Origin of the sequence: Clostridium sp. YIM B02569, assembly GCF_022320765.1 — a bacterium.
GTDB lineage: Bacteria > Bacillota > Clostridia > Clostridiales > Clostridiaceae > Clostridium > Clostridium beijerinckii.
On record NZ_JAKJJX010000004.1, the window covers coordinates 169012 to 184760 of the forward strand.

Genomic DNA, 15749 nt, shown 5'->3' on the forward strand with positions numbered 1-15749 from the left:
AAGCATTATAATAATTTTGATATTCAGGGGGATGAGATGAGATGGATTTAGAAGAAAAATACAAAGATATAATTGAAGCGTACACAAGAACAACTAAGGAAAATGATGAATTTGAGGATGGAAGTTATTCCTATAGAAAAAACAAGTTTAAGAGTAACTTTGAATACGGGGAATTTAACAAGGAGAATAGAAAGCTTAATAAGAGAAATAAAAATAAGAATTGGTCTTAAAGGGTTAATTTATCTGTCCATATTATTTGTTGTTACATATACAGTGTATTCGTGACTAAAAAATATACAGCTATAAGCAGCTCCAAGTTAGAACTTAATTTGGGGCTGCTTTACTAATATTTCAAGTGAATCAAATATTGATTTTCTAGCATTCTAATGATAAAATATATTTAATTGTATTAAAATTATAAATATATATGTTGCGATTTACAATGCACATCTTACAATTACGACTAAAATTCTTACAATATTTTTAGAATTATGATGAAGAATTATTTTTGCAACGTATATTATATAAAAAATGTTGATATGGGAACTTTAAGTAGTTCCTTTTTATATAATGGTTTTAAGTATTTGAAGTTGGGTATGTAACCGATCAACTGGAACTAATTAATCCTTAGTCATGATTGATTTGTTTTGTTTAAAGCTTTGAATATGAGATTATGTTTTTATTATAGTTATATAATTACAAAGAAGCGATCGTAACTATAATAATTAGATTAATATATTAAAATTTGCTTATTTATAGAAAACATATAATGAGATAGTAGTTATCTGGTTTTTGCTATGTCTTTATCATATGTTTTTATTTATGCGCATTATTATATTTATAAATTATTTAGATAAGTATAACAGTTAATATTTAGAGGGGATTATAGAAATTATGTTCATAAGGAGTAAAAGTTTTGTATATTCATATTGAAAAATAGGCATTTTAAAATAAAAATTTTAAGGGTATAGATTGAGGGGTTAAGTAAAATTGAGAAAGAAATATGTATATTTACTATTTGGGTTAATAATTTTATTAGTATTTTCTATAGGTTATTTTAAGAACAAAAGTTTCTATAATAAAGCGCCTCAAGTTGAAAATGGTTTTATTGATCTTTCAGATTGGGATTTCGATAAGGAGGGAAATGTAAAATTGGATGGATATTGGGAATTCTATCCTAATGAACTTTTATCTCCTTCAGATATTAATAATGAAGTGGAATTACATAAGGTTTACATTAACACTCCTGGTGCATGGAGAAACCAAATTCCCAATAATGTGATATCTGATAAAGGAATTGGAACTTATAGAGTAAAAATTAAGATAAATAAAAGTGTCTTAATGTATGGTATAAAGACTACACACATACGGTCAGCAAACAAAATATTTGTGAACGGAAAAGAAATTGGACAAAGAGGTGACCCAAAGCCAAGCTTTGAGGAAGGATATTTTTCAGATATTCAACGGACTGTTGCATGCTTTAAGCCAGAAGGAGATACTTTAGATATTGTTATTCAGGTAGCGAATTTAGATTATTTTAGTGGGGGGATAATCCAAAGTGTTTTCTTTGGAGATTATGAAAAGATATTAGATTACTACATTATATTTATAGTATTAGATATAGCCAATATATTAATTTTAGGGATCTTTGGGGTTTACTACATTGGAATTTATTTGAAAAATATTAAACAAAAGAAATTTTTGTATATTGGAAGCGTATGTATAATTTATGCTTTTGTTTCATCCACAGTAAACGAAAAGATATTTAATAAAATTTTTTCGTTTATATCATATTCCGAAATTTTGAAGATAAAGTTAGCATTAATAAGCCTGAGTATATATCTTGTACTCTTACTCATACGACAATATGGTAATGATTTTATTACTAGAAAAAATATAAAAATAACAAAGTATATAATTTTTGCTAGTATCTTTACAGCTTTTCTAATGCCAATGGAGTTTGTGGAATTATTGGAAAATATAACTGATACAATAAATATATTAATTTGTGTTTTTGTGGCTTTTTCAATTATGAAAGCAATTTATAACAAAAGATATGGAGAATTAGGGAAAAAAGGAACAATACTTTTGCTTTGTGGAGTTATTGCAGCTTTAACTCAATATTGCATTTTTGTACTGTACTATTCTTCAATAATGAAGAGCAACATAATTCCTTTTATTACATACTTTATTTTCTTACTGGCGGCTTTGGTTATTATTTTGAAGCAACATATAAATGCATATAATAAAATTCAGACAATAAATAGTGATTTAATATCATTAGACAAGTTGAGAAATGAATTTTTAATCAGCACTTCCCATGAGTTTAAAACTCCTTTGCATGGAATAATAAATATTGCTCAATCTATTTTAAATAAAAACGATAGAAACACAGCAAAGGTAGATGAAAATTTAGCATATATAATATCCACAACGACAAGATTATCAAGCCTTGTAAATGATATAATTGACTTTCAAAGTATACAGAATGAAGAGCTTAAGGTTAATAAAGAAGTATTTGATATTAATGGTGTTGTACAGGCAGTATTTGATATTTTGGCTTATATGAGAAAGAATGAAGAGATACAGTTAATTAATAGTGTGCCAATTGGAGAATATTATGTTTATACAGATGAAAATAGGTTTAAGCAAATTTTGTTTAATCTTATAGTTAACTCTTTGAAATATACTGAAAATGGATTTATTAAAATTAAAGCTGAAGTAGCAGAAAAGAATTATATTAATATAACAATTGAAGATACAGGTATAGGCATTGATGAAAAGTATCATGATGAAATATTTGAAAGAAACATTGATATAGATAAAGATGTTTTTAATGGAATATTTCCGTCTGGGCTTGGTCTTTCTATTTCTAAGTTGCTTGCATCTAGAATTGGCGGGGAATTGTATCTGAAGTGGTCAGAACCAGATAAAGGATCAATATTTGTTGTAAAGATACCTAAAGCAAACGAAAATAGTTATGTCATTAGACAAGAGCAGGATATTGAAAATAATATAACTACCTTAAGGAGTGATGAAAAACTTAGTGCTAATATATTGTGTGAACCAACTGAAACTAAAAACAATGGAGAAAAGCTAAAGATTTTACTTGTTGATGATGATGTATGCAATATCAAAGTTTTACAAGAAATATTTTATGACAGTAATTATGAAACTTTAGTTGCATATAACGGGGTAAATGCCTTAGAATTAGTTAAAAAACATAAAGATATATCAATTGTATTACTTGACGTAATGATGCCAGGATTATCTGGCTATGATGTGTGTAAAAGGATAAGAAAAGAGTACAAGCTATTTGAGCTTCCAATATTACTTTTAACAGTCAGAAGTACACCAGATGATATAGCGTTGGGTTTTGAAGCAGGTGCTAATGACTTTTTAACCAAACCTTTTAATTTTATGGAATTAAAAGCTAGAGTAATAACTCTTCAAAAAATGAGAATTGCAGTAAAAGAAGCTTTGAAAATGGAAACTGTATTTTTACAATCTCAGATAAGACCTCATTTTTTGTATAATTCTTTAAGTGTTATTGTTTCTCTGTGCTATAGAGATGGGAGAAAGGCAGGAGAGCTTCTTGGAGAATTAAGTAAATATTTACGTTTCGCCTTTGATATAGACCCTTACAACTCGTTTATAAGCTTGAAGGAAGAAATGTCTTTTGTCAGATCTTATGTGAAATTAGAGAAAGCTAGGTTTGGGGAAAGGCTTGAATTTGAATTTGATATTGATGAAGAGTGTTTGCAAAATACTATTCCAGCATTAGTTATACAGCCTCTAGTAGAAAATTCAATACGTCATGGCTTAGTGAAACGCATTTCTGGCGGTAGAGTAAAGATATCTATTAAAAGAAGTAATGATTATATTAAAATTGTAATACAGGATGATGGGGTAGGGATAGATGCTAAAAAGTTAAAGGGATTATTGGACGATAGTATATCGATAAATAGTGGATTAAAAAATGTTAACAAAAGACTTATAAATGAATATGGACATGGTATAATTATCGAAAGTAAGGTGGGGCAAGGAACTACTTCTACAATAAATATACCTCTAAAATTAAATATTTAAGAGCAAGGGATTGAAGTTATGATTAAGGCAATGGTTGTAGATGATGAAACTTTAACTAATGATCATATTTGCGAATTAATTAGGGATACAGGTGCTGAAGTTGAGGGATATACAAATCCTCATGAAGCTCTTGATAGCATAATGCGATTTAAACCGGATGTGTTATTTTTAGATATAGAAATGCCAGAAATTAATGGTTTGCAGTTTGCAGAAATAGTTAATTCAATAGAACATGATTGCGAGATTGTATTTATTACAGCGTATAATCAATATGCAATCAATGCATTTAGAGTTAATGCTATAGATTATTTGTTAAAGCCAATCATAGTTGAGGAACTATATAGTTCAATTGAGCGTGTGAAAAAGAGAAGATTTTTGATTTCTAGTGTTAGTCCAAATAAAGAAATAAAAATTTCTTTATTTGGAGGGGTATCTCTATATATAGGAGATGAAAAGAAGCCTATTAGATGGATGACAGCTAAAAGTGCTGAAATTTTTGCTTTCATGCTTCTAGGGAAAGACGATAAAGAAATATCTAAATGGAGATTAATGAACGAAGTATGGCCAGATAAGGATAAAGAAAAAGCGGATATTAATCTTCGAAGTACAATTAGCCGATTGAATAAAACTTTTAGGGAGAATTCTATAAAAATTTCAATCATATCTACTGGAAATGGATACAAATTACTAATAGCAGAACCAGATATAAGAATAGATGCATTTGAATTAGAAAACTTAGTATTTAGTATAACTGAAATAGATGACTCTAACTTGGAATGCTATGAAAGTATTATACTTGATTATAAATATATGCTTCTTGAAGATTTTAATAGTGATTGGTGCTATTTTGAAAGAGAAAATTATCATAGATATTTTTTAAATGGAGCACGTAAACTTGTAAAATATTATAAAGATATTAATGCTGAGCCAATTAAGATTTTAAGACTTGTTGAGCTTATTATTAAATATGAACCTTATGACGAGGAGATGAGAGAAAATGCTTTGATGTTTCATTATAAGATCGGTGGAATAAAAAAAGCAGAAAAATATTATAATGAGTATTATGAAATGATGGAAAATGATTTGCAGATGGAGCCATCAGCAGCTGTAAAAGAATTATACAAATACATTTTAGATAACTAGCTAATAATTTTTATGATAAGTACTATAAGTGTTTACAAATATTGGATAATATTAGACTATTATGCATAATTTAAATAATAATTCATATTATAAAATAAAAATGAATACTCCAAGAAAGGTTAAAAATGTACACTATTTACATTTTTAACCTTTTCTTTGTGACATTTATAAAAATAATAATATCTTGCCACAAATTTGCAACAATATATTTTGTAGAATAAAGTTGTAATAATTCTTTTTATAAACAATATTTTTAAAATTAAATAACGCAGGGGGTAATTATGATGAATTTATTTTCTTCGACTTCTTCATCAAATGGTCTAGAGAGGGAGAGGCTAAAACTTATATTGGTACATGATAAAACTGATATATCTAGTGATGTTTTAGATACTATAAGAGAGGAAATACTAGAGGTAATTGATAGAAATATAAAAACAGAAAATTCATGCAAAAAAATGATATTAACACAAGATACTGTAAATATAGATAATTATTCGATATTGATTGCTAGTATACCTATGAAATAATAAATAGAATATGTAATGCATGTGATAATATTACAGATATAAAAATCTTATTAAAAAGAAAATATACTGGAGTTTTTCATGCACTGCGAACAGATAGTAATTTATATGTTGCATCGTTCCTAATTCCAGTACTTGAGCAATAATTAATATTGTATAAGTGTAAGTGATTTCTATAGGCAAGTAGATAAACACTTACGCTTATTTTTTTATAGTATGTTGGAAGTGACAGCAAAGTGGTATATAATGATGAAAAAGCTTATTTAATGTTTAAAATTGAAAGGGAGGAATAAGAATGTCTTATTTATTCGTAGAGTATCCAAAATGTACAACTTGCAAACGAGCAAAAAAGTGGCTCGATGAACATCAAGTTGAATATGAGGATAGACATATAGTTGATAACAATCCGAAAATAGAAGAACTTCAAGAATGGATAAAGAAAAGTGGATTGCCAATTAAAAAGTTTTTTAACACAAGTGGAACTGTATATAAAGAGATGAATTTGAGTCAAAAGCTTAAAGAACTTTCAGAAGAAGAACAAGTAAAGCTTTTATCAACAAACGGAATGTTGGTTAAGCGCCCTATTGTAGTTGGAGATGACTTTGTACTTGTTGGTTTTAGAGATGAGAGTTTATGGGAAGAGTCACTTTTGAAAGGCTAGATTAGTGATTAAGTGATAATAAGAAAGAGATATTTGAATTTAAATAAATATCTCTTTCTTTATTTTTGCGGAAATTATCAAAGATAATAACTTATAGAGATTGAAGAGTAATTTATTATATGCTCTATAATTATGCAAGTTAATATGTAGTATGTTAAAATACATCAATAAGAATGATTAAATTTATCACTAAAATTAATATTTAAAATGTGCTATTCTATATATCATAAAGCAAAAGGCAAAATTTTCATAAAGCGCATAATAAAATTTATTGATTAATGCCAAAATAGATATAATTAATATTTTAATAGATATATGTAAGCGCATTTATAAAATTGCTATATTGGGGAGTGATAGAGATGGAAAATTTTGAAAAATATAAAAGAATGTATTTTATGCCACCAAAAGTGACATACGATTGGGTGAAAAAAGATTATATAGATAAAGCGCCTAGATGGTGTAGTGTTGATTTACGTGATGGAAATCAATCATTAATTGAACCTATGAGTTTAGAAGAAAAGTTAGAATTTTTTAATATGTTAGTAAAAATAGGTTTTAAAGAAATTGAAGTAGGCTTTCCGGCTGCTTCTGAAACTGAATATCAATTTATAAGGACACTAATTGAGAAAAATATGATTCCTAATGATGTCTCAATTCAGGTTTTAACTCAAGCTAGAGAACATATCATTAGAAAGACTTTTCAAGCGGTTAAAGGGGCTCCGCATGCAGTAATTCATTTATATAACTCAACTTCAGTTGCACAAAGGGAACAGGTTTTTGGTAAATCTAAGGATGAAATTAAGCAGCTTGCTGTAAACGGGGCAGAACTTCTAAAAGAAATAGCGAAAGAAGAAAAAGGAAACTATTCATTTCAATATAGTCCAGAAAGTTTTCCGGGAACAGAAGTAGATTATGCGGTAGAAGTATGTAATGCAGTATTGGATGTTTGGAAGCCGACAAAAGAAGAGAAGGCAATTATTAATATTCCTACAACAGTTGAAAATGCAATGCCTCATGTATTTGCTTGCCAAGTTGAATATATTCACAAAAACTTAAAGTATAGGGAGGCTGTAACTTTATGCTTACATCCACATAATGATAGAGGAAGTGGAGTGAGTGATGCAGAGTTTGGTATACTTGCAGGTGCAGATAGAATAGAAGGAACTTTATTTGGTAATGGCGAGAGAACAGGAAATTTAGATATTGTTACAGTTGCTATGAATCTTTACTCTCATGGTGTAGATCCTAATTTGAATTTTAGAAATATGCCTGAAATAGTTGAAAATTATGAAAGATTAACTAATATGCAAGTGGGTATGCGCCAACCATATGCTGGTGAATTAGTGTTTACTGCCTTTTCGGGTTCTCATCAGGATGCTATTTCAAAGGGGATAAAGTGGCGTGAAAATAAAGAGTGTGAGTATTGGGAAGTTCCATATTTACCTATTGATCCAATGGATGTTGGGCGCCAATATGATTCAGATGTTATTCGCATTAATAGCCAATCAGGTAAAGGTGGAGTGGCTTATATATTACAAAAGAATTTCGGAATATCACTTCCAAAACAGATGCAGGAAGCATTTGGGTATACAGTAAAGGATGTATCAGATAAGGCTCATAGAGAATTAACACCAGAAGGAATTTATAAAATTTTAGAAGAGAAGTTTATTCGTAACTCCCATGTATTTCAAATTCCAGAATGTCATTTTATACAAGGAGAGGAGATGGCAGCCGATACTACAATTTGTCATGGGGGGAAAATACAATGTATAACAGCGCATGGAAACGGAAGATTAGATGCAGTTAGCAATGCAATTAAACAGTATTTTGATATTGATTATGACTTAGATGTGTATGAAGAACATTCATTAACAAGAGGGTCATCATCGAAAGCTGTTACTTATGTGGGAATTAAATGCCATAATAAGCTTTATTGGGGCGTAGGAATAGAAAATGATATTATTAATTCATCAATTGCAGCTTTAGCAGTAGCAGTTAATCAATTAGAAGAGATTAAGAATATGAAAAGATCAGATGGTAGAATGACAGAGGTATTAAATTATATTCAATCAAACTATAAGACGGTCACATTAGAAAAGCTTTCAGAAACTTTTTACTTATCTAAGCCTTACTTATCGAAATATATTAAAGAAAGTACAAATAGTACTTTTGTGGATATAGTAAAACAAATTAGAATGGATAAAGCTAAGAGCTTACTTAAAGGAAGTGGAATGACAGTAGAAAATATTGCAGAGCAAGTTGGTTATGAAAATGTAGAGCATTTTATTAGATTGTTTAAGAAAGCATATGGAATAACTCCGGTAGAATTTAGAAATAATATACCTAAGCGAATGGAACAATAAAATAATAAATTTGTCTTTTTGTAAAAAAGATTTAATGAAAAAATATAGACTAATATGTCATACTATGGTATATTATATACATAACAAATGATTTGAAAAAACTAAAGATTTAAATAAACTAAAGATATTTCGAAAAGAGATGACTATAGATATGGTTATCTCTTTTCTTATTTATAAAATAAGGGGCAAAATAATTATAAAACTTAGATAAATTCTTATTTTAGCACTATAAATATATTAAAAGCATTTGTCGAAAAAAACCTGATAATCAATATCAAAAAATATAGATTATTTTTTAATATTGTGTTAATATAAATGTATACAAAAGATATCCAAACCCCACTCTTAATCTCCCCTAAATTTTATATAAGATACAGCCATAATTTGGCTGTATCTTTTTGCGTATTCAGTTAAGAGATATGTTAATAAACCATAGGTCACCTAATCAATTAAAAGGCGACTTTACAACAATTAGATGATGTTTACAATATATGCTATAATTTAGCCTAGTAGTAGATATAAATTTAAGGATGTCTTTTTAATTATTATTTAAATGCTTACACTTGGAGGAAAGAATATGGAGATTATAAAATCAATATTATATTTTATATTGGCTGGAATATTTGAAATTGGAGGTGGATATCTTATATGGATATGGTTACGCGATGGAAAAAGCTATTTATATGGAGTTATAGGAGCGGTCATATTAATTTTATATGGAATAATTCCTACTTTACAGCCCTCAAATGCTGATTTTGGTAAGGTATATGCAGCATATGGAGGAATATTTATTGTAATGTCCATTTTATGGGGATGGAAAATTGATAATATAGTACCTGATAAGTTTGATTTAATTGGTGGATGTATAGCTCTAGTGGGTGTTATTGTAATTATGTATGCACCAAGAGGATAGTAGAGTGTGTTATGATAAAAATTCGTATATAAAAATCAAGTGTGAAGAGTTTGAAAAAGCTTTAAAAATGGAAATACTTTAAGAAAAATGTAATGGATGATTATTACTAATATTTGAATTAATATAAAATTATAGAAGGGAAATATAAACTTTTATATAATTATCTATATTAAGGGGATGAGTTAATGAATCAAAATGTAGATATAATATTAGAAATAATAAAAAATATGCCATGTGAAAATATCGAAGGTGTTAATGTTCCTAAATCTTTGGGATATGAGCAGATAGGAATGAGTATTGATGAATTTGATGAAGCAATCAAGTACATACAAGATAATGATTTACTGAGGAAAATAGTTCCTATATTTAAAGATAATAAGATAGTACTAATAAAGATAATGTAAAATCATACTGGATTTTTAGAAAGGCGGCTAATATGACTAGTAAAGAAATAGAATTTGTTGATTTAACTAACCAACAGTATGAAGCTTTGATTAAAATGCAAATGGAATCATACAAAAAAATATTGGATTTTTGCAGAGAAAATATAAGCGATTCAGAGAAAGTTGAAATTATCGATAAGAACTTATTAAAAATGGATGAAAAAATAATAACAAAATTAGAGGAAATGAGAGTCTATAATAAAATATTTATGGAAACAGTTAAGTAAGATTTAATATTTTTAGAGGAATTTCTCCTTTTTTGTATAATTATTATTATGGAAAGAGGTGAGGATATGGAATTTAATCAGAAGTCATGGATTGAAAACTATGTACATAGCTTATGCCCGAAAAAAATTAGTAAAGAAAATGTAGATAAAGAGATAAATAGCATAATAACTTTAATGAATGAGTTATTTAGTAGTAGAAATGCAGACAAGTATGTTGAATTTGTCCCAGATGAAAATGCTATAATATTCCCAGGTAGAAAAGCAAATATTTTTATAAGATACAGTGTAGATGGAAATGGTAATGAAGTGAAAATATCAAAACATAAAAATCGTGAATTAAGCAGTAGTATAGAAAAAGCAATATTAATAAGTTGCAAAGGTGAAGAATATGTAGTAAAAGATGAACCTTCGATAACAATGGACGAAATGTCATTTGAAGGTTTGAAAGATTCTATTAATTATGCATTAAGCAAAATATTAAACTAAACATATGTGTAAGAGAACCCTGGATAGGGTTCTCTTGTTATATACTTTTATTTTTTAGTAAAATTTTAAGAAAACATTTTCAATTGACAAAAAACTGACAAAATTTAATGGTAATATATATATTAGAAAGTGTAAATGTTGTCAATAATGTATTATAGGCAATATAAAAAATTTTTATATTGTGTGATAATGTTTACAAAAAGTCATAAAGTTTTAATTATTTTTGTATAAAAATCACAAGAATTTAATATTATCATATATTTAAAAGAGGTGAGAACAACATGGGGAATATAATTAAAATTAATATGTACGCTGAAATGAAGAAAAAAAAGAATGTTAAGCTAGATTTAAAAACAGTAGAAGAAGTCATTTTAGAATATAATAAATGGCTAAAGAAAAACAACAGAGAGGATAAAATAGAGACTTATGAAAAGTTTTTACAAGTATAATTATCTTTAAAGGTAGATTGAGTGATAACGCTTAATTTACCTTTTTTTATTTTTATGTAGAAATATAGATAAGCTAACTATAATCCATACTTATGCGTATACCTCAACGAAATCATAAATATTTTGATTCCGAAAAGCTATGAAAATATCGCTGAAGGTTCTAAGCCGCAGGTTGTATCCACTTTAGCATGCTCCAACTTTCAGTTTGACAAGCTAAAATGGAACAACCTACAGCAAAGAACCTTTAACAGCTCATTTTCAAATGTTTTCTTCACAAATATATTTATGATTTCTAGTGAAGATATGAGCTTAAAGTTTTAGTGAATTTGTAAAGACATTCATCTAATAAGTTGAATTCTTATTTCGGCGAGCTATATGCATAAGTTCAGGTCTTAGTTGGTTTGTCTATAACAGGGGAGTTAAATCTGATAGATTTAAGATTTTTGGAGTTTATTGTGAGTTAATGTAAAGAAAACTCTATTTTATGTTAAAATATAAGTAGATTTTAAAAGTGTATTTTGGTAAAGGGAGAGAAAGGTATTAATATAGAATAAAAAATAGATTATTAAAATATTATTAAATAATTATAGAGTTTTAGTAAATAAGTTATGAAAATGAAAAAAATGTAGCTAAGAAATTGTATTGAGATATTAAAAGATTAGGTAAATTTATGTGAAGATAAAGAATTTTACTAAAGAATGGAGGTACGTTATGGAGAATAAAGAACTATTAATTGAAAACTCACATAAGAGAAGCGAAAGTTATGGAGTTGAAAAAAATTCAGATCATTCAAATAAGATTCTTACTGGTGAAGAATTAGAAAATATATTAACTATTAATAAAGAATTAATAGAAGTATCAAAAATATACATAGATATGGTATTTTCAGCAGTTATGGATAATGAATTTATTATAGTGTTAACAGATAAAAATGGGTGCATTCTATATATTAAAGGAGCAGAAGAAAATAATAGTAAGCTTGGGGGGAATAATCTTGAAGTTGGGGCTTATATGGATGAACAAAATATAGGCACTAATGCAATGGGAACAGCAATTAAAGAAGACAGGTGTATTCAGATAACTGCAACTGAGCATTACATAAAAAGGTTTCACAATTTAACATGCTCTGCTGCACCTATTCATAATACAAAGGGAGAAATTATTGGAACATTGAACTTAACAGGTAGAAGAGATATGAAGCATCCACATACTTTAGGTTTAGTTGTTTTTGGTGTAAAGGCAATCGAAAATGAATTGGACAAGAAGGGTATACGGGATATATTGAATCAAACCTATAACTATATGGAGAGCGTTATAGATAATGTTGACAAAGGTATTATGATAGTAAATAAAGAGTATAAAGTAATAAATATAAATAAACTTGGAGTAGAGATATTTAATATAGATAAGGATTTGATAATAAGTCAAGATATACATTATATTTTGCCTGATTTGGGAAATGTAATAGAAGAACTTGAAAACCATAACGGTGATATTATAAAGGAATTAAAATTAAAGCATACAAGCAGACATAAAATAAGGTTGGTTTTTAAAGGGCTTAAACATAAAGAAAATATTATAGGTATGGTTGTAACAATAAGCTATGAAAAAGAAGGAAAAGACAACAAAAATGCAACAGGGGCATTTTTTACTTTTAATGATATAATTGGGGATAGTGCAGCTATTGTTAATGTGATAACTAACTGTAAGGTTATTGCCAATAGTCCTTCGACTGTTCTAATTCAAGGAGAAAGTGGAACAGGTAAAGAAATATTAGCACAAGCTATGCATAATTATAGTGTGCGAAGAAGAAATAAATTTGTTGCAATAAATTGTGGAGCTATACCAGCTAATATAATAGAAAGTGAATTGTTTGGGTATGAGGATGGGACTTTTACAGGAGGAAAAAGAGGCGGAAATCCAGGTAAGTTTGAGATTGCAAGCGGAGGTACTTTGTTTTTAGACGAAATTGGAGAAATGCCTATTGATGCACAGGTTAAGCTGTTAAGAGTACTTCAAAATGGAAGAGTCACAAGGCTTGGTGGAAGCAAAGAGATTCCTATAGATGTAAGAGTTATAGCAGCTACTAATAAAAATTTAAAAAGAGAAGTTCAAAAAGGAAATTTTAGAGAAGATTTGTACTATAGATTATGTGTAATTCCAATCACTTTACCGCCTTTAAGAGAGAGAAAAGGCGATGTAAAAATGCTTATTGACTTCTTCTTAAGGATTAAATCTTTTCAGTTGAATAAATCAATACCAGAGCTTGATAAAGGTTTATATAATAAGCTATTAGACTATGATTGGCCTGGAAATATAAGAGAGCTTGAAAATTATATTGAGAATATAGTGAATTTGGATGGACGATCATCTTTTAATTTATGGGAATTTGAAGATAATCAAAGTTTTGAGACAGATAAAACATATGATAGGAAAATATTAAAAGATGGCTTTTTAAATAAAGAGATATGGGAAGACAATCAGACTAATGGTTTATTTAAGAATGTTAATACTGAAAAGACTGAGTATATGGTAAATACTTTAAATCTAGAAGAACTAGAAATGAAGGCAATTCATGAAGCTGTAAGAATAAATGATCATAATATGACAAAAGCTGCTAAAACTTTAGGTATAAGTAGAAACACTCTATACCTAAAATTAAAAAAACATAAATAAATTATAAAGCATGTCCTAAAATATTACGCTGTATTAAATTTATACTGTATTATTTTAGGACATATCTTTGTTAAAAATTATTTATATAAATGAGTATATGCTTAACAATCAATTTGTGTATAACTCATTTTATATATATTTAATAACTTAATTTAAAACCTTTAAATATAATATTTCTGAGGAATTACGAGTTTTTTGTTAGAAAAGTATTCCTGTATTTTGACATTTTATTATCATAAATATAAAATATATTGATAAAATAATCACAAGTTGGCATGAATATTGCTTTAATAATTTATGTGGTCAAAAATAGACATATTAACTTATTATTCTGCACTTGTGCAAAATAATGAATGAGCAAATTTTAGGAGGAAATATTTATGGCACGTTTTACTTTACCAAGAGACATTTATCATGGAGAAGGAGCACTTGAGGCACTTAAAACTTTAAAAGGTAAGAAAGCTTTCTTAGTAGTTGGTGGCGGATCAATGAAAAGATTTGGATTTCTTAAACAAGTTGAAGATTATTTAAAAGAAGCAGGAATGGAAGTAGAATTATTTGAAGGTGTTGAACCAGATCCATCAGTGGAAACAGTAATGAAAGGCGCAGAAGCTATGAGAAACTTTGAGCCTGATTGGATAGTTGCAATGGGTGGAGGATCACCAATTGATGCTGCAAAGGCTATGTGGATATTCTACGAATACCCAGATTTTACTTTTGAACAAGCAGTTGTTCCATTTGGATTACCAGACCTTAGACAAAAAGCTAAGTTTGTAGCTATTCCATCAACAAGCGGTACAGCTACAGAAGTTACAGCATTCTCAGTTATCACAAATTATTCAGAAAAAATTAAATATCCTTTAGCTGATTTTAACATAACTCCAGATATAGCAATAGTTGATCCAGCACTTGCTCAAACTATGCCAAAAACTTTAACAGCTCATACTGGAATGGATGCATTAACTCACGCTATAGAAGCATACACTGCATCACTTCAATCAAATTTCTCAGATCCATTAGCAATTAAAGCTGTAGAAATGGTTCAAGAAAATTTAATCAAATCATTTGAAGGAGATAAAGAAGCTAGAAATCTAATGCATGAAGCTCAATGTTTAGCTGGAATGGCATTTTCTAATGCATTACTTGGAATAGTTCACTCAATGGCTCATAAGGTTGGTGCTGTATTCCATATTCCTCATGGATGTGCAAATGCTATATTTTTACCATATGTAATTGAGTATAACAGAACAAAATGCGAAAATAGATATGGAGATATTGCGAGAGCCTTAAAATTAAAAGGAAACAATGATGCCGAGTTAACTGATTCATTAATTGAATTAATTAATGGATTAAATGATAAGTTAGAGATTCCTCACTCAATGAAAGAGTATGGAGTTACTGAAGAAGATTTTAAAGCTAATCTTTCATTTATCGCTCATAACGCAGTATTAGATGCATGCACAGGATCAAATCCTAGAGAAATAGATGATGCTACAATGGAAAAATTATTTGAATGCACATACTATGGAACTAAAGTTAATTTGTAAGATAAATAAAGGCAATTTTTTTAGTTCATAATCTTATAGAGATAAAGTACGTTGTTTTACATTAAAAATCATATAACTTTAAAAAAGTTATTGAGATAAACAATTGAATAATTATTAAAAGAATCGTTACAACATTAATAAAACAACAATGGCTCTCAACCTCAGAGAGTCTTTGTTGTTAATATGGCAATAAGGATGAAAATTCCAATTATCTGATTTATCTGATCT

Annotated in this window: 13 protein-coding genes; all 13 read left to right on the top strand. The window is 28.2% G+C overall.

Annotated features, from left to right (window positions below):
• The first annotated feature begins 41 nt into the window (after positions 1-41).
• The 13 genes from L3B96_RS05100 (at position 42) to L3B96_RS05160 (ending at position 15521) form a co-directional block, all read left to right on the top strand.
• Positions 42-230 (top strand): hypothetical protein, encoded by a 189-nt coding sequence (locus tag L3B96_RS05100; RefSeq protein ID WP_017212654.1) that lies wholly within the window; start codon positions 42-44, stop codon positions 228-230.
• A 760-nt stretch (positions 231-990) separates the two neighbouring features.
• A complete protein-coding gene (locus L3B96_RS05105) occupies positions 991-4089 on the top strand; it encodes an ATP-binding protein (RefSeq protein ID WP_238859051.1) in 3099 nt (1032 codons plus the stop codon).
• Positions 4090-4107: 18 nt separating this feature from the next.
• Positions 4108-5232: a response regulator gene (locus L3B96_RS05110; protein ID WP_238859052.1), complete on the top strand. Its 1125-nt coding sequence runs from the start codon at positions 4108-4110 to the stop codon at positions 5230-5232.
• 281 nt (positions 5233-5513) lie between these two features.
• On the top strand, positions 5514-5759 hold the full coding sequence (minE, locus tag L3B96_RS05115) for a cell division topological specificity factor MinE (protein WP_238859053.1): 246 nt from the start codon (positions 5514-5516) through the stop codon (positions 5757-5759).
• 292 nt (positions 5760-6051) lie between these two features.
• Positions 6052-6417 (top strand): arsenate reductase family protein, encoded by a 366-nt coding sequence (locus L3B96_RS05120; protein WP_012058400.1) that lies wholly within the window; start codon positions 6052-6054, stop codon positions 6415-6417.
• A gap of 359 nt (positions 6418-6776) precedes the next feature.
• Complete coding sequence (locus tag L3B96_RS05125) at positions 6777-8780, top strand: 2-isopropylmalate synthase (protein ID WP_077869784.1); 2004 nt, start codon at positions 6777-6779, stop codon at positions 8778-8780.
• Between the two features lie 577 nt (positions 8781-9357).
• Positions 9358-9693: a YnfA family protein gene (locus L3B96_RS05130; RefSeq protein ID WP_012058402.1), complete on the top strand. Its 336-nt coding sequence runs from the start codon at positions 9358-9360 to the stop codon at positions 9691-9693.
• Positions 9694-9878: 185 nt separating this feature from the next.
• Positions 9879-10097: a hypothetical protein gene (locus L3B96_RS05135; RefSeq protein ID WP_012058403.1), complete on the top strand. Its 219-nt coding sequence runs from the start codon at positions 9879-9881 to the stop codon at positions 10095-10097.
• 32 nt (positions 10098-10129) lie between these two features.
• Positions 10130-10363 (top strand): hypothetical protein, encoded by a 234-nt coding sequence (locus L3B96_RS05140; protein ID WP_012058404.1) that lies wholly within the window; start codon positions 10130-10132, stop codon positions 10361-10363.
• A gap of 48 nt (positions 10364-10411) precedes the next feature.
• Positions 10412-10849, top strand: coding sequence for a hypothetical protein (locus L3B96_RS05145; protein WP_236892214.1), 438 nt, complete (start codon positions 10412-10414; stop codon positions 10847-10849).
• 281 nt (positions 10850-11130) lie between these two features.
• Positions 11131-11298, top strand: coding sequence for a hypothetical protein (locus L3B96_RS05150; protein WP_171788397.1), 168 nt, complete (start codon positions 11131-11133; stop codon positions 11296-11298).
• 711 nt (positions 11299-12009) lie between these two features.
• The gene (locus L3B96_RS05155; RefSeq protein WP_238859054.1) at positions 12010-13974 is read left to right on the top strand and encodes a sigma 54-interacting transcriptional regulator; all 1965 of its coding nucleotides are present in this window, start codon (positions 12010-12012) and stop codon (positions 13972-13974) included.
• 380 nt (positions 13975-14354) lie between these two features.
• The gene (locus L3B96_RS05160) at positions 14355-15521 is read left to right on the top strand and encodes an iron-containing alcohol dehydrogenase (RefSeq protein WP_012058407.1); all 1167 of its coding nucleotides are present in this window, start codon (positions 14355-14357) and stop codon (positions 15519-15521) included.
• Positions 15522-15749 lie beyond the last annotated feature (228 nt).